The sequence below is a fragment of the Pseudooceanicola sp. genome (assembly GCF_041987405.1).
Lineage (GTDB): Bacteria > Pseudomonadota > Alphaproteobacteria > Rhodobacterales > Rhodobacteraceae > Pseudooceanicola.
The window spans coordinates 251,522-271,713 of sequence record NZ_JBHIWR010000005.1 but is presented as its reverse complement, the minus strand read 5'-3'; the positions used below and the strand labels follow the sequence as shown (position 1 = coordinate 271,713).

Below are 20,192 nucleotides of genomic sequence, written 5' to 3'. Positions count from 1 at the left end.
ACCTTGGGTCCAGCTGACCTTGCTCGTGTCATCCAGGCCTACAACTCGACGCCCCGGCGCTGCCTGGGCTACAAAACTCCGGACGAAGTCTTCTATGAAACCGTTGCACTTCAAACGTGACACTGCAGGCGCCTTTGGCGGGGGCGTCGCGATGATCGGCATCCCGCTGATGTCGCTCGCCATGGATCCACTGGTCGCGGGCGCAGTTCTTGCCCCGCTTTTGCTGGTGATGGACGCCTTCGCCCTCCGCCATTGGTCCCCCAAAACCTGGTCGCGGGCGGATGTCATCTGGCTGATCCCCGGCACACTGATCGGGACGGCCCTGGCGGCCTGGCTGCTGACCGGGATGGACGAGAGGGGCGTTGCCACGCTGATGGGCGCTCTGGGCGTAGGTTTCGCCCTCTACTGGTTGACCGGGGGAATGTCGGACCGGGGCTGGGCGGCGCGGCCGGTGTTTGCCTTTACGGCGGCCACCGCCTCTGGCGCGACCTCGATGATCGCCCATGCGGGCGGGCCGCCGCTGGCGATCTACCTGCTGGGCCGGGGGCTGCCCAAGGCGCAATTTGCCGGGACCACCTCCATCGTCTTCACCTTCGGCAATATCGCCAAGGTCGTGCCCTGGCTGCTGATCACGCCGCCGGATGCGGGCATGCTTTGGCTGATGCTGATCTGTACCCCGGCCGTTCCTTTGGCGATCTGGCTGGGCTGGCGGCTGCACGGGCGTCTGGATCAGCGCAGGCTCTATGCCATCTGCTACGGCATCCTGACGCTGGTCTCGCTCAATCTGCTGTGGCGTGGGCTGGCCGGGTATCTATAGGTCCGCGGCCTCGTCCACGTCCGACAGCCCATCCACCAGCGCGACCCGCAGACCGGGGAGGGAGGCGAGCGTATCCGCCAGCGCATGTTCGGTCGACCAACGGACCTTGTCGAAGATGCCTTGCGGCGCGGCATGGCGGGTGCCGATCAGCCAATAGCCGCCGTCGGTCGAGGGGCCGATGACCGCATCCGCCTGGCCGAGGGCGCGAAAGGCGCGCCAGATGTGATGGCGGGTGATACCGGGGATGTCCGCGCCGATGATGCAGATGGGGCCGGGGCTGTGAAGCGAGGAGGGTCGCGTCCGACCCGAGGGTGGCACAATCGCACCGCCCTGGCAGGCGGATCGGCGCGGCCCGGCATGTCCGTCGGGCGAACCAGCAGCCGGAGCCCTCCGCCTCAGGACCCGTCCCATCCGGTCACCCAGATCGCCCGGCCCCTGCGCCACCCGTGGAAGATCGCCGGGAAACATCCGGCTCGCCACCACCGTATCGGGGGAGACCGCCAGCCACAGATCCCACCTCGGGTCGCGCAGCCGCTGGAGCAGCGCGCGCAGCTGGTGCCGCATCCACCAGGTCGCCGCGATCATGCCGATTTCCCGCCCGAGCCGGGTCTTCACCAGCCCGGCGCGCGGCTCCTTCACCATGACCACCAATCGGCGGCGCATCAGGCGAAATAGTCGCTCAGAATGCGGGCGTAGATCGTCTTGAGCTGGCGGATCTGCTCGATCGACACACGTTCATCCACCGCATGCATCGTCTGACCGACAAGGCCGAACTCCACCACCGGGCAGTGATCCTTGACGAAGCGCGCGTCCGAAGTGCCGCCGGAGGTCGACAGCTCCGGCGTGACACCGGTTTCTGCCGACACGGCCTTCGCCACCATTGCCGACAACGCGCCCGGCGGGGTCACGAAACTCTCGCCCGAGATCGTGATGCGGACGGCGATCTTCACCCCGAACTCCTCCGCGACCTGCGCCGCCTCCTCCTCCAGCCAGCTGCTCAGCGAGGCGCCGGAATGGGCGTCGGAAAAACGGATGTTGACTGTGCCGCGACAGGCGGCGGGGATCACATTTGTGGCTGGGTTGCCCGTATCCATCGTCACAATGGCCAGCGTGGAAGGATCGAAATGATCTGTCCCCTGATCCAACTCGTGCGACGCCAGCCGATCCATCAGCCGCGCCAGCGCGGGCAGGGGGTTCCTGGCGCGATGCGGATAGGCGGAATGGCCCTGCACCCCGGTGACGTCGAACCACGCGGTCATCGACCCGCGCCGCCCGATCTTCATCATCTCGCCCATCTTGTTAGGGCAGGTCGGCTCGCCCACGAGGCAGTCGGTCATCGCCTCGCCGTTCTCGCGCATCCAGTCCAGCAGGGCGACAGTGCCGTCGGTCGCATCGCCTTCCTCGTCGCCGGTGATCGCCAGGATGACCGCCCCGTCGGGCGGCGTTTCGGTGACAAAGTCGATCGCCGCCGCCGCAAAGGCCGCCACCCCGGATTTCATGTCCGTCGACCCGCGCCCCCAAAGCATCCCGTCCTTTTCCACCGCGCCGAAGGGCGGGACGGTCCAGGCGGCCTCATCCCCGACCGGCACCACATCGGTGTGCCCGTTGAACCCAAAGCTCCGGTTCGCCCCGCGCAGGCCCCATCTGGCGTAGAGGTTCGGCGTGCCGTTGCGATCCACCCGGGTGCAGGTGAACCCCGCCTTGCCGAGCAGCTCTTCAAGGAGCACGAGCGCCCCCCCGTCCTCGGGCGTGACAGAGGGACAGCGGATCAGATCGGCGGTCAGGGCTACGGGATCGACGCTCACGGCGGGCACTCCTTCTCTGGGTGCACATTGGCTAGACCCTGGCGCGGAAAAGCGCAATTCAATGCGCGGGTGTCGGACCATGCGCTGACCCCCGAAGCAGCCGAATGAGGGGCCGCGACCCTGCCGGATCAGCTGTCGCGCTGATCGTCGAAAAAGGGTGTCACCTGCGCGACGATCACGGCGTTTTCCTCCAGAGCCCGGGCCATCAGCGCGCGTTCCTCATCGGGGATCTCATGCCCCTCGGCCAACCGTTCGTCCAGGGTGCCGTAGCCGGTGACATCCAGCGGCGCCATCTCCGCCTGTTTGAGGATAGCCACGGTTTCGCGCACCGCCTCGGCCTCGTCCACGCCGCTGGCGTAGCACATCAGCGCGGCGCCGGTGCAGTCCTTGGGCAGGCCGTCGCCGCCCGACCGTCCCACCTCGACCAACAGGGTGAACACCTGTTGCTGGCGTGCGGGCTTTTTCTCTTTTGCCATGGCGGGCTCCCCAAATTCGTCGCTCTATCGGTTTCAGACTCCGCGGCCCGAGTAAAGCGGTCCTTCGCCCTGCGCGCCAGCCCGCGGGCGAAACCGACCCTTGCACTCTGCCGGGCAACCACGTTTTCTGGGCACGACCCGGATAGCAGGAGGCGGCATGAAACGGATCAAGGATATGGTGGCCGAGGCCAATGCAGTTGTCACCCACGCCCCCGCAGCGGAGGTGATCGCGCTGCACGACACGCCCGATGTGCTGTTCGTCGACCTGCGCGACCCCAGGGAGCTGGAGCGCGAGGGCATGATCCCCGGCGCTTTCCACTGCCCGCGCGGTATGCTGGAATTCTGGATCGACCCCGAAAGCCCCTATGCCAAGCCGCAGTTCCAGAGCGGCAAGACATTCGTCTTCTACTGCGCCTCCGGCTGGCGGTCGGCCCTGTCGGCCCGTACGGCACAGGAGATGGGCTTGGAGAATGTCAGCCATATCTCGGACGGCTTTTCGGGCTGGAAGGCCTCCGGCGGACCAGTCGGGGAGAAGCCCTCGAAGAAGAGCTGACAGCAAAACGGCCGGGACAGCGCCCGGCCGTTCTTTAATCTGCTAGGATGCGATCAGGCTCGGCGTATCGCCCGGTAGCCGGCGATCAGCAGGCAGGCGCCGATGATGCCGATGATCAGCTGTCCGATCCACCCGCCAAGCGTCGAACCGACGATGGCCATCAGGAGGAAGTTCAGCACCAGCGCACCCAGGATGCCGAGGACGATATTGGTCAGCAGTCCGTGGTCCGCCTTCATGATCTTTTCCGCGATCCAGCCTGCGAGGGCGCCGACGATGATCGCTGCTATCCAGCCAAGTCCTTCCATGGGATCAAATCTCTTTCGTTGCTGTGTCCATTGCGGGATCAACGACGAAAGCACTCCTCTGGTTCCGGCGCGGCCTCTCAGGTTTCCGACATCGAAGAAGCGGCGCGGGGGGCCATTGGCCCCCCGCACGTCATGTCCGGCAAGGGGCGCTGCCCCTTGGACCCCGGGATATTTGCGGCAAAAAGAAGGTCAGTCGCGCAGCAACTCGTTGATGCCAGTCTTGGACCGGGTCTGCGCATCCACCGTCTTCACGATCACGGCGCAATAGAGGTTCACGCCGTTCTTCGACGGCATGGAGCCGGAGACCACGACCGAATAGGGCGGCACTTCGCCATAGAAGACCTCGCCCGTTTCGCGGTTCACGATCTTGGTGGACTGGCCGATGAAGACGCCCATGCCCAGCACGGAGCCTTCGCGCACGATCACGCCCTCGACCACCTCGGAGCGCGCGCCGATGAAGCAGTTGTCCTCGATGATGGTCGGATTGGCCTGCATCGGTTCCAGCACGCCGCCGATGCCGACGCCGCCGGACAGGTGCACGCCCTTGCCGATCTGCGCGCAGGAGCCGACGGTGGCCCAGGTGTCGACCATCGTCCCCTCATCGACATAAGCGCCTAGGTTCACGAAGGAGGGCATCAGCACCACGCCGGGCGCCACATAGGCCGATTTGCGCACGATGCAGTTCGGCACGGCGCGGAAGCCCGCGGCCTTCCACTGGTTGTCGCCCCAGCCCTTGAACTTGCTGTCGACCTTGTCCCACCAGCCGCCACCCTGTGGCCCGCCGGCTTGCTCTTCCATGTCCTTGAGGCGGAAGCCGAGAAGCACGGCCTTCTTGGCCCACTGGTTCACCTGCCAGGTGCCATCCGCGCCGCGTTCGGCAACACGCAGCTCGCCGCTGTCGAGCGCGTTGAGCGTATCCTCGATCGCCTCGCGGGTCTCGCCGGTGGTGGCGGGGGTGATGGTATCGCGCGCCTCCCAGGCGGCTTCGATGGCGGTCTCAAGCTGGGCGTTTGACATCGGGGCTCCTTTCCGGTTCCGGATCGCGGGCGTTAGACACCAAACGCGCCGGTCGTGCAATCGCGGATGAATGCGCCCGCAAGGGACTAGCGCAGGACCGTGATCTCGTCGACGACCCCTTCGATCCGCAGCCGTTCCGGCAGGGCCTCCCCTTCGAGGAAGAACCAGACCTCCGATCGGCCGACCTCCTCCGGGTCGATGACCTTCACATGCGGTAGGGACAGGTCATCGACGAACTGCCGGTCAGGCGCGGTGAACCAGAGCAGGTCCAGCCCGTCCAGACTGACCGCGCCGACGGACTGCGTCTGGATCGCAGGTTTGAATTCCCCCGGCGCATCCGTGCGGCCCAGCAAGATGGCAATGACGTCGCCGGTCAGGGTGGTCGTGCCGGTTTCATCCATCAGGAAGTGGTCGAAATTGTTCAGCGCGCCCGCATAGTTGCCCCAGTTCGGGTTCTTCTGACCCAAGGCCTCGCAATGTACCTTTTCGCTGCAGAAGCCGCCGCTTGGATGGGTCAGCATGCCGACCTCGCTGCTGCCCGCATTGGCCTGGATCAGCGCAATATCCGCAATGACCGGCGCCCCGCCGAAGATGGCCTGCATGCCGGTGACCGCATCGCGATAGGCGGCCACGGCCGGGTTCTGCGTGGTGACCGGGGTGGAGAGGTCGTATTCCACCCGGCCCCGGATCACCGCCTCGGTCGCCTGCGGGCTGGTCTCGAACAGCTCGGCCATCAACTGGCCAAGCGTCGCGCCGCCCGGGGCGATCACCCGCGCAGGGTCGTAGATCAGACGGCCCTGCCAGGCGAAGGCGGCAATTTCAGTACGGGCCGGCAGCGGTGAGAGCATCACGCCGAGCGCCAGGAGAACCGTCAATAGCTTGGCTCGAAAAATGGGAATTGGGAAAAACATGGTTGAACATCCTTGTTGCACTCCGCAGGCTACGGCTCCGACCATATCGCCTGCGACGTGTCGATCAACGCTCGCCCTTCAATCCATTCATCCGAGACGCCATTCATGACCCAAGATCGCCAGTCGCCCTTTCGCGATGCCCATACAGACATCGAAACCGCCCATCATGTGCCCGACACGCCGCAGACCCGGGCCCCGGCCTATCGTCTGGCCTTCGCCGATGACGAATTCCTCTGCCGGGAGGAATTGCGCCCGGTGCGGCTGCAGCTGGAGCTTCTGAAACCGCAGATGGTGATGGACGAGCGCGGGATTGAATCCACCGTCGTCCTCTTCGGCGGTGCGCGGATACCGGAGCCTGCCCGGAAGGACAGCGCCAAGACCCCCACGCTGGCGGCGCTGTCCAGCTATTACGAGGAGGCGCGAAAACTGGCCCGCGCGGTCACCGCCCGTTCGATGGAAAGCTATGGCCGTGAATGGGTCGTTGTGACCGGCGGCGGACCCGGCGTGATGGAGGCCGGCAACCGCGGGGCGGATGACGCAGGCGGGCAGTCCATCGGGCTGAACATCGTGTTGCCTCATGAACAGGCCCCGAACGAATATGTGACGCCGGATCTGTGTTTCAATTTCCACTACTTCGCCATCCGCAAGATGCATTTCCTGATGCGCGCCCGGGCCGTCTGCGTCTTCCCCGGCGGCTTCGGCACGATGGATGAAACCTTCGAGGCGCTGACCCTGATCCAGACCGGCCGGATGGAACGCGTGCCCTTCCTGCTGTTCGGCCGCGACTTCTGGGAGAGGATCATCAACTGGGAGGCCCTGGCCGAGGCGGGCACCATCGCGCGCGAGGATCTGGACCTGTTTCGCTTTGTCGAGACGGCGGAGGAAGCGATGGAAGCCATCGACACCTGGGACGGCGCGGGCACCAAGCGGCGGGACATTCCGGGACGGTGACTCAGCCCAAGCTTCGGGCCTTTAGCCGGATGTCCCCTGGTGGTTGCCCGCGCCTGTGACCTTCGTATGCGGCGTCGAGCGCGGCTTCGAAATTCCGGGCAAAGGGGTCCGAGCTGAACAGGGCGCTTGTCTGCCGTGCCGCCTGCACCCTCTCCCGCACCCGGACCAGCCTGGCGGGATCCGTCGCCAGGTCGAGCGCCAGCCTTTCATACTCCGCCGCGCTGTCTGTCACCAGATCGTGCAACCCCGCCGCCGACAGGAGGCTGGCCGCGACCCGCGCGGCGAATTGCCGACCCGCCATCGTGACGACCGGGAGCCCGGCCCAGAGCGCATCGCTGGCGGTGGTATGGGCATTATAGTGAAACGTGTCGAGGAACAGACCGGCATGGGCGTGGCGGGCGAGGTGCCTGTCCTGCGAAACCTTGTCGGCAAAGATCAGGCGATCCGGATCCACCCCGCGCCGGTCGGCTTCGCGTCGCAGGTTCGCCTCCATCTGCGGACCCGCGCGCAGCAGCCAGAGCACACTGCCGTCGACCTGGCCAAGCAACCGCATCCATAGATCGAACTCGCGCGGTCCGATCTTCCGCGCGGCATTGAAACAGCAAAAGACGAAGCCCTCGTCCGGCAAGCCGTGATCGGCCCGCGTGTCCGTCACCTGCGGCACAGGCCGCCTGTCGTCGTTCGGCTGGTAGGTGTCGGGCAGGTAGATCACGCTCTCGCTGTAGTGCGCGCGCTCCGCATCCGGGATGACGACGGGATCGGCGATCAGATAGTCGATGAACGCCGCACCGGTCGTGCCGGGATAGCCCAGGAAACTGATGGTGACGGGGGCGGGGCGCCAGGCAAAGACCTCTGCCCGCGCTTGGCGCGTGTGGCCGTCCAGGTCGATGGCTATGTCCAGGTTGTGCTGCCGCGCCACTGTCGCGATCTGACGGGTGGACAGCTGTTCCACGTCGTGGAATTCGTCCACCGTCCGGCTGAGCCACGCCCGAAGGTCCCCGCCTTTCTGTTGGCCGAAGCTGTAGACGAAGACCTCGAACCGTGCGCGGTCATGCTCACGCAGCAGACCGGTCATCAGGCGCAGTGTGGGGTGGTCGTGGAAACAGCCTGAAAAATACCCGATCCGCAGTTTCGCGGGCCGCGCGTCAGGGATCGTCCAGTTCGGGCGGGGTTGCGCTATGAATTGGTGCGCCCACTTTTCCGACCTCGAACGTTGGCGTGCGGGATCATCTTCGCCGGACAGGAAGGGGAACGGAGGCACGGCGGACCCTGTGATCCCCAAACGCTCGGCTTGCGCCTGAAAGTCGTCATGGGCGCTGAAGTCGCAGCTCTCCCATTGCAGGCGCAGTTTCTGGCTCCGCGCAACATCATGGTCCGGAGCGATCTGCAAGGCGCGGGTCCAGACTTCCAGCGCCTCTGCCTGCCGCCCCAACTCGCGCAGCGCGCCACCCAGGTTACTCAACGTATTCGCATCCTCAGGTCGCAGCGCCAAAGCCTGCCGATAAGACTGTTCGGCCTTCTCGGGCTGCCCTAGCTGGATCAGCACATTACCGAGGTTGATGTGGGCCTCGATGTGACCGGGATCGCGCCGCAGGGCCCGGGCATAAGCGGTCTTCGCCTCCTGCAGACGCCCGGCCGCCTGCAGGACGAGGCCGAGGTTGTACTGCGCTCCCGCATGTCCCGGTTCGATCCCTATGGCGCTTTGAAAGGCAGCTTCAGCCCGGTCCAGTTGCCCGATCCGGAGGCTGGCACCGCCGAGGATTGTCCATAGCGCGAAGGATTTCGGAAACGCCTCGACCAAGGGTTCCCCCGCCTCGACAGCCTGCGCGAACTGCCCCTGACGGCAGAGCGCCATGAGCACTTCGATGGTCTCTGGCGGCGCCTCCCGGCTCATCCCCCCGTCTCCCGATGATCGGAGAGACGCATCACCGCGGAAATCGCGTTTCGGCCCATCTCTGCCTCACCCGCCGTTCCCGGGGTTCCGGACCGTGAAAGGGCGGCACCGATGGCCGCCCTGTCCGGAAGACCTGCCCGGATCACACCGCCCCGATCGCCGTGTCGAAGGCGTCGATCATGATCTGCACCTCTGCCTCGGTGATGATGAGCGGCGGTGACATCATGATATTGGGCGGGGCCGGGCGTACCATGGCACCGGCCTCGTAGACGCCCTTCTGGATCTTCTTGACGGTCGCGGCATCCATCGGCGTCTTGCTCGCGCGGTCGGAGACGAACTCGATCGCCGTCATCAACCCATGCCCGCCGCGGACATCGCCGATGATGTCGTATTTCTCCTTCAACCCCAGCAACCCTTGATAAAGCTGCGTACCGCGCGCCGCCGCATTGGTCTTGGTGTCCAGGCGCAGCGTCTCGCTCAAACAGGCGGTGACGGCGGCGGCACCGACGGGGTGGGCCGAATAGGTGTAGCCGTGGTAGATCCCCGCAGCGGCGCTGTCGGCCTGTTCAAAGACCTCCGCCACCTCTTCGGAAATCAGCGCCGCGCCGACCGGGAAATAGGCCGAGGTGATGCCCTTCGCCACCGACATCATGTCCGGCTTCACGCCCCAGTGGCGCGACCCCGACCAGTCGCCGGTCCGGCCAAAACCGCAGATCACCTCATCCGCGATCATCAGGATGCCGTATTTGGTGCAGATCTCCCGCATCAGCTTCATGAACGAAGCGTCGGGCACGATGACGCCGCCCGCACCCAGGATCGGCTCCATGATGAAGGCCGCGATGGTGTCGGCGCCCTGGAATTCGATTTCGTCGACCATCTCTGCCGCGATCTTCTGCGCCAGCGCGGCGGGATCGGTCTCGTCGTAGGGGTTGCGATAGGGGTAGGGGGCCGTCATGTGGAAACAGCCCGCCAGCAACGGCTCATAGGCGGTGCGGAACCGGGCGTTGCCATTTACGCTGGCCCCGCCGAAATGCGTGCCGTGATACCCCTTCTTCAGCGACAGGAACTTGGTGCGCTGCGGTTTCCCCTTGATCCGGTGATACTGCCGCGACAGGCGCAGGCAGGTTTCCACCGAATCCGACCCGCCGGAGGTGAAGAAGACCCGGCCGATCCCGTCTTCCGCAAAGAATTCCTGCACCGCGACCGAGGCCTCGATCGCTGTCGGGTTGGTCGATCCGGCAAAGGCAGAATAATAGGGCAGATCATAGAGCTGCCTGGAGATCGCCTCCTTCACCGCATCGTTGGAGTAGCCCAGATTGGCGCACCACAGCCCGCCGACGCCGTCCACCGTGGCATGGCCGTCGATGTCGAAGATCCGCGACCCCTCGGCCCGGGTGATGATGGTCGGAGGCGTGGCCAGGCTGTCGCCCGGCGCGCCCATGGGATGCCACAGCGCCCTTGCGTTATGCTCTTTGAGGAAATTGTCGTCTTTCATGGGGGTCACCTCCGTCTGTCCTCTCAGGCTACGCCGAAGCTGGCCGGTGTCCAGTGCCATGCGTGCGCGTACCGAAGGGAAATGCGCCAGCCGCTTGCGAAGGCGGGTTTGCGTCGCACGGGAGGGCGAAGCGATCGTCGATAAGAAAACGCCCCGCCGGATCGGGCGGGGCGTTTGAATGTTGATGTGTTCCGAGACGTCAGGCGGTCGGCAGGATCACGATGTCCACGCGACGGTTCTGCTGACGCCCCTCGGGGGTCAGGTTGGACGCGCGCGGTTGATCCTCGCCGCGGCCAAAGCTCTGGATGCGGCCGCTGGACACGCCATTGTTGACGAGGATCGAGGCGACAGCGTTGGCGCGGCGCGCCGAAAGCTGCTGGTTGTAGGCCGCGTCGCCGGTGTTGTCGGTATGCCCGATGACTTGCACGGTGGACCGCGGGTATTCGTTGAGGCTGCGGGCCACAACCGCCAGGTCCGAGGTCAGGTCGGGGCGCAGGGTCGCGCTGTCGGTGGCAAACAGGATGTCCTGCGGCATGGTCACGATCAGCCGGTCGCCGGTGTTGACGATCTGGACGTTGTTGCCCAGTTGCCCGCGCAGAGCTGCTTCCTGACGATCGAGGTAATCGCCGTAGGCCGCGCCCGCGATACCGCCGACTGCGGCGCCAATGGCCGCGCCCTTGGCCTTGTCGCGCGACAGGATCGCCCCGGCGACCGCGCCAAGCGCAGCACCTCCGGCGGCGTTCTCTCGGGTGTTCTGGCGACCGTCATTCATTTCGGTACAAGCGGTGGTCAACAGCATCGCGGCTGCGGTCAGGCCCAGCATCGGGCGCGTCAGGCGGCTGCGGTTGGTGATAGCGGTGGTCAATGCGGTCATCGTGAACCTCGGTTGGTCAATCAATCGATGGCACAGAGTACGATCTCCACGCCTAAGTCAAAACGATTTGAGTCACGATTTGGTTCCAAGCGATCTGTCGCCTATCCCGCCTCCAACCCGTTGGCCCGGGCGGATTCCCAGGCCAGCATCGCCCGTTTGACCGGTATGCCCCAGTGATAGCCGCCTAGCCCGCCGCTGGCGCGGATGGCGCGGTGGCACGGGATCAGCCAGCTGACCGGGTTGCGCCCGACCGCCGTGCCGACCGCCCGCACCGCGCGGGGTGACCCGATGCTCCTGGCAATCTCGCCATAGGTGGAGACATGGCCCGAGGGGATGCGCAGCAGGGCTTCCCAGACCTTGATCTGGAAGGGCGCGCCGATCATGTGCACCCTTGCCTCGCCGCTCTGGCCAAAGGCGGCCTCGGCCCAGGGACGCAGCGCACGGGCGTCCTCCACCAATGTGGCGTCTGGCCAGCGCGCGGTCAGATCGTCCCAGACCGCCGCGCGCCCCATCTCCTCGACAAAGCCGATGCCGCAAAGGCCGCGCCCTGTCCCCATGACCAGCGCCTCGCCAAATGGGCTGTCGAGCCAGCCGTAGCGGATCGTCAGCCCGGCCCCGCCCTTGGCAAAATCGCCCGGGCTCATCGCTTCCCATCTGACAAACAGGTCATGCAGCCGACCGGACCCCGACAGGCCCGCCCCCGCCGCGGCCTCCAATGTCGAAAACCGTTCCTTCAGCAGCGCCTTGGCATGGCCGAGCGCAAGGTACTGCTGGAACCGTTTCGGACTGACCCCGGCCCAGGTGGAAAAGAGCCTCTGGAAATGTGCGGGGCTCATACCCATGCGATCCGCCAGCGCATCGAGCGACAGCGGTGCCTCGGCTGCGTCGATCTCCTCGATCGCGCGGCGGATGACATGATAATGGTAGCCCTGTTCAACATCGGTTTGCAGCATGGCGGTGGTCCTTTCGCCGCCCAATCTAAGGCAGGGCAGGGGGCTGCGCGACCCGGAACCTGCGGCAAATCCAACGATCTTGACGGAGCCGAAGAGTTAAGCCTTTTGTAAGGGATGGACCTACTTGATCATGACGTCTTCGGATCTGACGAACAGCGCGCGATGCAACGCCGGGCTTGGCACCTCTGGACGTTGCTGGGCCATCTTCGGGATGTGAACTGTTACGGCCGGTCAGTGGGGCTGACAGGTAACACGATGGACTGCCTTGACCGACAGATCTCCCTGGCACGAATTCAGGGCGTGGCCCCTGCAGAATGCGTGCCGCCGGAGATGGCCGAAACCCGCATCGCCGCGCTCACGGCGGCCGGTCTTGGTATAGACCTGAACAACCGCTGGTGCGGCGGGACCGATGCGATCGAGGCCTGTCGAGCGCATCTTGCCCATGCCCGCTTGCCCGACGACCTGACCGTGACAGAAATCGACACCACCACACCACACAAAGAGATCGTTCGTCTCGACACCTTCGCCCAGGCGAGCGGAGTGCTGCTGCCAATTCGCCCCTTCCTGTGCGGAGAGGCCATGCCCGCCGTCTGCCTCGTCGCGACCGACAAAGACGGGGAGATCGTCGGCTGTACATCCGCCATTGGGATCTACAGTGCCGACAGTCCCATGGGACATACATTTTTCTGGGGTATGCTCGCCACGGACCCGGCGCGTCGCGGGCAGGGGATAGCTATGACCCTGGGTGCTATGTCCCTGACGAAGATGGTCGACCGCCACGGCCTGCGTGTCGCCCGCACGGGTGTCCGGCCCGGCAATACAGCTTCGGAGAAGCTTTGTACGAAACTCGGCCTTCGTCAGTCGGAGGTCATTGTCACCGCCATTGATCCAAGCGTCTTCGCGGCGGACCGGATCACCAAGTAATGGTTTATGTTGCGGGTTGCCGGTTGCACGGCCATAACCCCGTCCATGGCCAAACAACTGCCCTATCAGACCCTTCAGGAGATCTTCCACCGCTTCCAGTCGGCCGAACCCGAGCCGAAGGGAGAGCTGGAGCACGTCAACGCCTATACCCTCGTCGTGGCGGTGGCGCTGTCGGCGCAGGCCACAGACGCCGGGGTGAACAAGGCCACGCGGGACCTGTTCAAGATCGCGGACACGCCGCAGAAGATGCTCGACCTCGGCGAAGAGGGGCTGATCGAACATATCAAGACCATCGGCCTCTACCGCCAGAAGGCCAAGAACGTGATGAAGACCGCCCGCATCCTCGTGGATGACTACGGCGGGGAGGTCCCCTCCTCCCGTGCGGCGCTACAATCCCTGCCGGGGGTCGGGCGCAAGACGGCGAATGTGGTTCTCAACATGTGGTGGGGGCACCCGGCACAGGCCGTCGATACGCATATCTTCCGCGTCGGCAACCGTGCGGGCATCGCGCCTGGCAAGGATGTGGATGCCGTCGAGCGCGCCATCGAGGACAACGTCCCGGCCGAATACCAGCGCCATGCCCACCACTGGCTAATCCTGCACGGACGCTATACCTGCGTGGCGAGAAAACCCAAATGCGCGGCCTGCATCATCCGCGATCTCTGTGAATTCGAGGAGAAGACCCTGTGAGATATGACGTGATCGGTATCGGCAATGCGGTGATGGACATGATCGCCCCGGTGGATGATTTCTTTCTGTCGGAAATGTCGATCCAGAAGGGGATCATGCAACTGGTCGAACTGGACCGCTCCGACATGCTCTATCACGCCATGGGCGAACATCATCAGATCCCCGGCGGCTCGGTCGCCAATACGGTCGCGGGCTGTGGCAACCTGGGCCTCAGGACCGCCTTTATCGGCAAGGTCACGGATGACGAGATCGGCCGCGCCTATGTCGAGGGCACCCGCGCAGACGGCACCGATTGCCCGAACGATCCGGTGGCGGGCGGGCATCTGCCCTCCTCCCGCTCGATGATCTTTGTCTCGCCCGATGGCGAACGCTCGATGAACACCTATCTCGGCATCTCTTCGGAGGTTGGCCCTGACGATGTGCCCGAAGAGGTCTGCTATGAGGCGCGCATCCTCTTCCTCGAAGGGTATCTCTACGACAAGCCCAAGGGCAAACAGGCCTTCGAGACCGCCGCACGTCTGACCCGCAACGCGGGAGGCAAGGCGGGCATCGCGCTCTCCGATCCCTTCTGCGTCGACCGCCACCGTGACGACTTCCGGAAGCTGGTGAAGGAGCTCGACTACGTGATCGGCAACGAGCACGAGTGGCTGTCCCTCTATCAGACCGAGGATCTGTCGACCGCACTGGAAACGGCCGCCAGCGACAGCGGGCTGATCGTCTGCACCCGGTCGGGCAACGACGTGGTGCTGGTCAGCGGGACGGAGCAGGCCACAGCCCCGGTCCGGGAAATCACCCCCGTCGATGCCACCGGCGCGGGCGACCAGTTTGCCGCCGGCTTCCTCTACGGCCTGGCGACCGGCGCGGATCTGGCGACCTCGGGCCGCATGGGCTGTGTCGCCGCGGCCGAGGTGATCTCGCATTACGGTGCCCGCCCCGAAGCAGACCTGAAGACGCTCTTCGCCAAGGAAGGGCTGATCTGAGCCTTCTCCGGACCCGGCGTCTTCTTGTCTGAACTGTCCCCGGGGGCCGTCTCGCGCCTTGGGAGTGTTGGTCGGGGGCAGACAGCCCTCCGCCTGGCCGCTGCACCTAGGTCCGGACCCGAAAACCCGCGTCGGAGGGCCTGAAACCCGCCGGAAACCCCATGTTTTACGGCGCGTCCCCCTTGCCTTCCCCGCCTCTTCCCCCACAGATGGGCAAAAGAGCGGAGACCGACATGAAGATCCAGACCCCCGACGCCCCCGCTGCCGAAGCCTTTCGTGACGCGCGCGCGGCAGTGGATCGGTTGAACCAGCTCTACGATCAGGCGACGGACTTCCTGCAAGCCGAGTTTACCCGCGCCCTGCGAGACGGCCGCCCCGAAGGCCGCATCCGCGCCTATTACCCCGAGGTCCGGATCACCACCACGACCTATTCCCAGGTCGACAGCCGCCTGGCCTTTGGCCATGTCCCCGCGCCGGGCACCTATGCGGCGACGATCACCCGGCCCGATCTCTTCCGCCACTACCTGGAACAGCAGATCGGCCTGCTTCTCGGCAATCATGACGTGCCGGTGGTGATCGGCCCGTCCGAAACCCCCATGCCGCTGCATTTTGCCGTGGCCCGGTCGGGCGAGGTGACGGTGCCGCAGGAAGGCGCGGCCTCCTTCACACTGCGCGATGTCTTCGACGTGCCCGACCTCGACACCACCAACGATGATATCGTCAACGGCACCCACATCACCGCCCCGGGCGACCCCTTGCCGCTGGCCCCCTTCACCGCGCAGCGCGTCGATTATTCACTGGCGCGCCTCGCCCATTACACGGCCACGGACCCGGATCACTTCCAGAACCACGTGCTGTTCACCAACTACCAGTTCTACGTCAGCGAGTTCGAGGCCTTCGCCCGCCGCATGCTGGCCGATCCCGACAGCGGCTACACCTCCTTCGTCTCCACCGGCAACGCCGAGATCACCGATGCCCTGGGCGATCTGCCGCCCTCGCCCAAGATGCCGCAGATGCCGACCTACCACCTGAAACGCGAGGGCAGCGCCGGGATCACGCTGGTCAATATCGGCGTCGGCCCCTCCAACGCGAAAACCGCCACCGACCATATCGCGGTGCTGCGGCCCCACGCCTGGCTGATGGTCGGCCACTGTGCGGGCCTGCGCAACACCCAGTCGCTTGGCGATTTCGTCCTGGCCCATGCCTACCTGCGCGAGGACAAGGTGCTGGACGACGATCTGCCTGTCTGGGTCCCGATTCCCGCGCTGGCGGAAATCCAGGTCGCGCTGGAAGACGCGGTGGAGGCCGAGACAGCGCTGCAGGGCTACGACCTGAAACGGATCATGCGCACCGGCACCGTCGCCTCCCTCGACAACCGCAACTGGGAACTGCGCGAAACATCCGGTCCCGTACAGCGTCTGTCGCAATCCCGCGCCATCGCGCTGGATATGGAAAGCGCCACTATCGCCGCCAACGGATTCCGCTTCCGCGTACCCTATGGCACGCTGCTCTGCGTCTCCGACAAACCGCTGCACGGCGAACTCAAACTGCCCGGCATGGCGAGCGATTTCTACAAGACCCAGGTGTCGCGTCACCTGATGATAGGGATTCGCGCCATGGAGAGCCTTAGAGACATGCCTTTGGAGCGAATCCACTCCCGAAAACTGCGGTCTTTCGACGAAACAGCCTTCCTTTGAGCGAAAAAACGCAAAAAACCCGCATTTCATGGGGAAAACGGCCTTACAATTTCTTGTGTGAGACCACTACATCAAGTTAAATTCAGTAGACCAAGCCCAAACGACAGGGCACATGCAAGGAGACCAGAAATGGCAAAACCGATGACCAAGACCCAACTGGTGGCTGCTCTGGCCGAAGAACTGGGCTCGGACAAGAAATCTGCAAGCGCGGCTCTCGATGCCATTGCAAACGTCATCACCAAGGAAGTGTCCGGCGGCGGCGCAGTTGCGATCCCCGGCGTGGGCAAGTTCTACTGCCGTGAGCGCCCCGAGCGCATGGTGCGCAACCCCGCTACCAACGAGCAGATCAAGAAAGAGGCCGACAAGGTGGTCAAGGTGACCATCGCCAAGGCACTCAAGGACAGCGTGAACTCCTGATCTTACGCTGATCGGGGGTTGCCCCCCGGACAGGAATTCGAAAGGGTCGCCCGCAACGGCGGCCCTTTCCTTTTGCCGCCCGGAGACGACACTCATGGATCTGCGCGCGATCGGACTGGGGCTGGCCTTTGCCTTCATGTGGTCCTCTGCCTTCACCTCCGCCCGAATGATCGTGGCCGATGCGCCGCCTCTGACGGCACTGGCGTTGCGATTTCTGATCTCCGGCCTGCTCGGCATCGCCGTAGCCCGGGCCATGGGTCAGACCTGGACGCTGACCCGCGTGCAGTGGCGCTCGACCTTCATCTTCGGCCTGTGTCAGAACGCGCTTTACCTTGGCCTCTTCTTCGTCGCCATGCAGCGGATCGAGGCCTCGCTGGCCGCAATCATCGCCGCCGCCATGCCACTCTTCGTCGGCTTCTTCGGCTGGATCGTCTTTGGCGATCGGCTGCGCCCCATGGCGATCATCGGGCTGATCCTGGGCCTTGGCGGCGTGGCGCTGATCATGGGCAGCAGGCTCAGCGGCGGGGCGGACGGGCTGGGCCTGATCCTCTGCATCATCGGCACGCTGGCCCTGACGGTGGCCACACTGTCGGTGCGCGGGGCCAGTTCGGGCGGCAATGTCCTGATGATCGTCGGACTTCAGATGCTGATCGGTGCGGCGGCCCTGGCCGTGGCCGCGCTGTTGCTGGAGACATGGGAGGTCACCTGGTCCCTGCGCATGATCCTCGCCTTCATCTACACCACGCTGATCCCCGGCCTGCTGGCCACGGTGACATGGTTCGTCCTCGTCAACCGCATCGGGGCCGTGCGCGCCGCGACCTTCCACTTCCTCAACCCCTTCTTCGGCGTGATGATCGCCTGGGCCGTCCTCGGCGAGGGCGTCACCCCGCTGGACGTGGCCGGTGCGGTCGTGATCGCCGTGGGCATCCTCGCCGTGCAGCTCTCCAAACAGGTGGTGAAACCCGCACCGGCGTGAAACATTTCTGGCGGGCTCGTGACCTGTTTCACGGTTTCGTCAGATGACAGAAACGGGGGCAGGCGGCATCCAGATGGCATGGAGCTGATCTTCGGATATCTTGCGGGGTTGCTGACCCTCATCAATCCCTGCGTCCTGCCGGTCCTGCCGCTGGTCCTGGGATCGGCCCTGCAGGCCAGCCCGCGCGGGCCGCTCGCCCTGGCGGCGGGCATGGCGCTCAGCTTTGTGGTGCTGGGGGTTGGCGTGGCCGCCTTCGGCTATGCCCTGGGCCTTGATCCCGAACAGATCGCGCAGGGCGGCGCCGTGCTGATGATCGGCTTTGGCCTGATCCTTCTCGTCCCCCGTTTCAGCGCCGCCTTTTCCACCGCCACCGCCGGGATCGCCGCGAGCGCCGACAGCCGGATCGACCGGATCGACAGCACCGGCGCGCGGGGGCAGTTCCTGGGCGGGCTGCTCCTCGGCGCGGTGTGGAGCCCCTGTGTCGGCCCCACCCTTGGCGGCGCGATTTCGCTGGCCAGTCAAGGCGAAAGCCTGACCCGCGCGACCGCGATCATGGTGGCCTTCGCCCTCGGCGTGGCCACCCTCGTCCTGGCCCTGGGCTATGGCGCGCGCGGCCTGCTGCAACGCCACCAACCGCTGATGCGCCGCCTCGCCGAAATCTCCCGACCGCTGCTTGGCGCGGTCTTCCTTGTCACCGGCCTCGCCATCCTCTTCCGTATCCACCACATGATCGAAGCCTGGGCCGTTCAGGCACTGCCCGCCTGGCTGATCGATCTTTCCGTTACCTTCTGACCGAAAGGACCCACCATGGACCGTCGCTCTTTCCTCGCCCTTTCCGCCGCAGGCCTCACCCTGCCCAGCTTTGCCAGCGCTATGGCCATCGACTACACCCCCGGCCTGGTGGAACAGCGGCTGAACGCCGGTGAAACCGTCTTCCTCGATTTCAAGGCCAGCTGGTGCAGCACCTGCGCCGCGCAGGAACGCGTTCTCGACAAGCTCAAGGCGGAGAACCCGGCCTATGAGAATGTCATTACTTTCGTGAATGTCGACTGGGATACCTATCGCAAGGCCCAGTTCACGCAACGCCTGCGCATCCCTCGCCGGTCCACCCTCGTGGTTCTGAAAGGCGATGCCGAGATCGGCCGCCTTGTTGCCGAAACGCGTGAGGCCAAGATCAAGGAACTGCTCGATTCCGCCCTGGCGGCGGCCAGCGCCTGACCTGAGCGTCAGATCCGTCGGCCACCCGATCCGGCAAGGGCATGACCGTGACCGCCTGCGGCGGGGCGAACCACGCAGGCGGCGGATCCTGTGCCGCACCGCCCATGATCTGCACGGGCACGGAGACCCAGCCCATGACCATGGCCAGCACCCCGGCAAAGACAGCGACGGTGGCCAGCCCGGCCCCAAGCGATTGATGATGATCCAGATACTGCATCCGCAGCCCTCCTCTCCGGGACGGCGGCAGGGTGGCTTAGGAAGGTAAAGATACCGTCAACCAAACCAGGGTCTCAAAGCATCAGCAGCAGGGCCAGGTTGACCGTCACGAAGGACAGCAGGGTCGCGATCATCAGCGCGAGGGAGGCCAGCCCCTCATGCCCGTTTTCCTGCGCGAAGAGCACGAAAATCGCGAACATCGGCAGGGTGCCGGTCAGGATCAGGCCGATGGTCAGTTCCGGTCCAAGCGTCGCGAGACCAAGCGCGGACAGAGCCGTCAGTGTCGCCACAGCCAGCGCCGGATGCACCAGCAGCTTGACCAGGACCAGTTGGCTGGCCAGCCCCAGATCGCCCCGCAGGTTCAGCCCGAAAAGCGACCCGCCGATCACGATCAGCGCAACAGGTGTGGCCGCCTGACCGAGTGTGTCGGCAAAGCGCATCACCTCCCCGGGCACGGGCAGACCCGACAGCACGACGGCAAAGCCGAGGGCCAGCCCGATGATCAGCGGCCGCCGGATCACCGAGAGCAGGATCCGCCCGAGCAGACGGATCTGCGACACTTTCTCTCCCTCGGCCCCGGCCCGCCCCAGAAGGGTCAGCCCGATCGGCGTCAGCACGACATTCTCGACCAGCAGGTTCATCGCCACCACGGGCCCGGCGTATTCCGGAATGACCAGCAGGAATATGGGAAAGCCGATGAAGGCGGTGTTCGGCGTGGCGGCGGCCAGCACGGCCAGCCCCCGCCGCTTCGGCCCCGTGCCCTGCAGTCGCAGGATCGTCCACATGACCGTCTGTGTCGCGACCCCCGCCAGGGCAAGCGTGAGCAGGTAATCGACATTGACCACCTCGGCGAAGTCGCGCGAGGCCACGGCGACAAACAACGCGCAGGGCAGGGAGACCATCATGGTGAAATCCCCAAGCGCCTTCATCGTGCCCCGGGTCAGCGGGCCGAAGCGCACCACCAGATAGCCGACCACGATGATCGCGAAGACCGGCAGCGTGATCGAAAGGACGTCCAGCAAG

At 65.2% G+C, this 20,192-nt stretch carries 23 protein-coding genes; 11 read left to right on the top strand and 12 right to left on the bottom strand.

From position 1 onward, the window contains the following. Positions 1–94: 94 nt before the first annotated feature. On the top strand, positions 95–817 hold the full coding sequence (locus ACFC2Y_RS14655; RefSeq protein WP_375175849.1) for a sulfite exporter TauE/SafE family protein: 723 nt from the start codon (positions 95–97) through the stop codon (positions 815–817). Here the strand turns inward: ACFC2Y_RS14655 and ACFC2Y_RS14650 are convergent. The 3 genes from ACFC2Y_RS14650 to ACFC2Y_RS14640 all read right to left on the bottom strand — a co-directional run bounded on the left by ACFC2Y_RS14650 (position 812) and on the right by ACFC2Y_RS14640 (position 3,098). Beyond that, positions 812–1,480 carry a DUF2064 domain-containing protein gene (locus tag ACFC2Y_RS14650; protein WP_375175850.1) on the bottom strand — a complete coding sequence of 223 codons (669 nt, stop codon included), beginning with the start codon at positions 1,478–1,480 and terminating at the stop codon, positions 812–814. The two genes, ACFC2Y_RS14655 and ACFC2Y_RS14650, sit on opposite strands and share 6 nt — an antisense overlap. Beyond that, a complete protein-coding gene (gene dapE, locus ACFC2Y_RS14645; RefSeq protein ID WP_375175851.1) occupies positions 1,480–2,622 on the bottom strand; it encodes a succinyl-diaminopimelate desuccinylase in 1,143 nt (380 codons plus the stop codon). The genes ACFC2Y_RS14650 and dapE overlap by 1 nt, the downstream gene beginning before the upstream one ends. Positions 2,623–2,750: 128 nt before the next feature. Further along, positions 2,751–3,098, bottom strand: a complete 348-nt coding sequence (locus ACFC2Y_RS14640; RefSeq protein ID WP_375175852.1) for a hypothetical protein — start codon at positions 3,096–3,098, stop codon at positions 2,751–2,753. Positions 3,099–3,255: 157 nt separating this feature from the next. Here ACFC2Y_RS14640 and ACFC2Y_RS14635 point away from each other — a divergent pair, with 157 nt between their 5' ends. Beyond that, positions 3,256–3,651 (top strand): rhodanese-like domain-containing protein, encoded by a 396-nt coding sequence (locus ACFC2Y_RS14635; RefSeq protein ID WP_375175853.1) that lies wholly within the window; start codon positions 3,256–3,258, stop codon positions 3,649–3,651. 53 nt (positions 3,652–3,704) lie between these two features. Here ACFC2Y_RS14635 and ACFC2Y_RS14630 read toward each other — a convergent pair whose 3' ends face one another. The 3 genes from ACFC2Y_RS14630 to ACFC2Y_RS14620 all read right to left on the bottom strand — a co-directional run bounded on the left by ACFC2Y_RS14630 (position 3,705) and on the right by ACFC2Y_RS14620 (position 5,884). After that, on the bottom strand, positions 3,705–3,956 hold the full coding sequence (locus ACFC2Y_RS14630) for a GlsB/YeaQ/YmgE family stress response membrane protein (protein WP_375175854.1): 252 nt from the start codon (positions 3,954–3,956) through the stop codon (positions 3,705–3,707). Between the two features lie 189 nt (positions 3,957–4,145). Then, positions 4,146–4,973, bottom strand: a complete 828-nt coding sequence (gene dapD, locus ACFC2Y_RS14625) for a 2,3,4,5-tetrahydropyridine-2,6-dicarboxylate N-succinyltransferase (protein WP_375175855.1) — start codon at positions 4,971–4,973, stop codon at positions 4,146–4,148. Between the two features lie 86 nt (positions 4,974–5,059). Further along, a complete protein-coding gene (locus tag ACFC2Y_RS14620) occupies positions 5,060–5,884 on the bottom strand; it encodes a hypothetical protein (RefSeq protein WP_375175856.1) in 825 nt (274 codons plus the stop codon). Positions 5,885–5,989: 105 nt separating this feature from the next. Between ACFC2Y_RS14620 and ACFC2Y_RS14615 the strand changes: the two genes are divergently transcribed. After that, positions 5,990–6,835 (top strand): TIGR00730 family Rossman fold protein, encoded by an 846-nt coding sequence (locus tag ACFC2Y_RS14615; protein ID WP_375175857.1) that lies wholly within the window; start codon positions 5,990–5,992, stop codon positions 6,833–6,835. 1 nt (position 6,836) lies between these two features. Here the strand turns inward: ACFC2Y_RS14615 and ACFC2Y_RS14610 are convergent, their stop codons facing one another. The 4 genes from ACFC2Y_RS14610 to ACFC2Y_RS14595 form a co-directional block, all read right to left on the bottom strand. Continuing rightward, positions 6,837–8,729: a tetratricopeptide repeat protein gene (locus tag ACFC2Y_RS14610; protein ID WP_375175858.1), complete on the bottom strand. Its 1,893-nt coding sequence runs from the start codon at positions 8,727–8,729 to the stop codon at positions 6,837–6,839. Between the two features lie 142 nt (positions 8,730–8,871). Further along, entirely contained in the window at positions 8,872–10,224 is a 1,353-nt protein-coding gene (locus ACFC2Y_RS14605; RefSeq protein ID WP_375175859.1) for an aminotransferase class III-fold pyridoxal phosphate-dependent enzyme, read from the bottom strand. A 199-nt stretch (positions 10,225–10,423) separates the two neighbouring features. Beyond that, entirely contained in the window at positions 10,424–11,098 is a 675-nt protein-coding gene (locus tag ACFC2Y_RS14600) for an OmpA family protein (RefSeq protein ID WP_375175860.1), read from the bottom strand. 101 nt (positions 11,099–11,199) lie between these two features. Further along, positions 11,200–12,051, bottom strand: coding sequence for a methylated-DNA--[protein]-cysteine S-methyltransferase (locus ACFC2Y_RS14595; RefSeq protein ID WP_375175861.1), 852 nt, complete (start codon positions 12,049–12,051; stop codon positions 11,200–11,202). A 255-nt stretch (positions 12,052–12,306) separates the two neighbouring features. On the opposite strand from ACFC2Y_RS14595, the gene ACFC2Y_RS14590 reads away from it, so the two are divergent. The 8 genes from ACFC2Y_RS14590 to ACFC2Y_RS14555 all read left to right on the top strand — a co-directional run bounded on the left by ACFC2Y_RS14590 (position 12,307) and on the right by ACFC2Y_RS14555 (position 18,953). After that, the gene (locus tag ACFC2Y_RS14590; RefSeq protein WP_375186451.1) at positions 12,307–12,975 is read left to right on the top strand and encodes a GNAT family N-acetyltransferase; all 669 of its coding nucleotides are present in this window, start codon (positions 12,307–12,309) and stop codon (positions 12,973–12,975) included. 45 nt (positions 12,976–13,020) lie between these two features. Continuing rightward, positions 13,021–13,665: an endonuclease III gene (gene nth, locus ACFC2Y_RS14585; RefSeq protein ID WP_375175863.1), complete on the top strand. Its 645-nt coding sequence runs from the start codon at positions 13,021–13,023 to the stop codon at positions 13,663–13,665. A gap of 32 nt (positions 13,666–13,697) precedes the next feature. After that, positions 13,698–14,645, top strand: coding sequence for an adenosine kinase (locus ACFC2Y_RS14580; RefSeq protein ID WP_375175964.1), 948 nt, complete (start codon positions 13,698–13,700; stop codon positions 14,643–14,645). Positions 14,646–14,878: 233 nt separating this feature from the next. Next, positions 14,879–16,342: an AMP nucleosidase gene (locus ACFC2Y_RS14575; RefSeq protein WP_375175864.1), complete on the top strand. Its 1,464-nt coding sequence runs from the start codon at positions 14,879–14,881 to the stop codon at positions 16,340–16,342. Between the two features lie 129 nt (positions 16,343–16,471). Further along, positions 16,472–16,759 (top strand): HU family DNA-binding protein, encoded by a 288-nt coding sequence (locus ACFC2Y_RS14570; RefSeq protein WP_375175865.1) that lies wholly within the window; start codon positions 16,472–16,474, stop codon positions 16,757–16,759. 94 nt (positions 16,760–16,853) lie between these two features. Beyond that, positions 16,854–17,735 carry a DMT family transporter gene (locus ACFC2Y_RS14565; RefSeq protein WP_375175866.1) on the top strand — a complete coding sequence of 294 codons (882 nt, stop codon included), beginning with the start codon at positions 16,854–16,856 and terminating at the stop codon, positions 17,733–17,735. Positions 17,736–17,813: 78 nt separating this feature from the next. Then, positions 17,814–18,527, top strand: coding sequence for a cytochrome c biogenesis CcdA family protein (locus tag ACFC2Y_RS14560; RefSeq protein WP_375175867.1), 714 nt, complete (start codon positions 17,814–17,816; stop codon positions 18,525–18,527). A 15-nt stretch (positions 18,528–18,542) separates the two neighbouring features. Beyond that, positions 18,543–18,953 carry a thioredoxin family protein gene (locus tag ACFC2Y_RS14555; protein ID WP_375175868.1) on the top strand — a complete coding sequence of 137 codons (411 nt, stop codon included), beginning with the start codon at positions 18,543–18,545 and terminating at the stop codon, positions 18,951–18,953. On the opposite strand, the gene ACFC2Y_RS14550 is transcribed toward ACFC2Y_RS14555, so the two are convergent. Together ACFC2Y_RS14550 and ACFC2Y_RS14545 are read right to left on the bottom strand one after the other, a co-directional pair. Next, positions 18,910–19,170 carry a hypothetical protein gene (locus tag ACFC2Y_RS14550; RefSeq protein WP_375175869.1) on the bottom strand — a complete coding sequence of 87 codons (261 nt, stop codon included), beginning with the start codon at positions 19,168–19,170 and terminating at the stop codon, positions 18,910–18,912. The two genes, ACFC2Y_RS14555 and ACFC2Y_RS14550, sit on opposite strands and share 44 nt — an antisense overlap. 73 nt (positions 19,171–19,243) lie before the next feature. Next, positions 19,244–20,191: an AEC family transporter gene (locus ACFC2Y_RS14545; protein WP_375175870.1), complete on the bottom strand. Its 948-nt coding sequence runs from the start codon at positions 20,189–20,191 to the stop codon at positions 19,244–19,246. Position 20,192 lies beyond the last annotated feature (1 nt).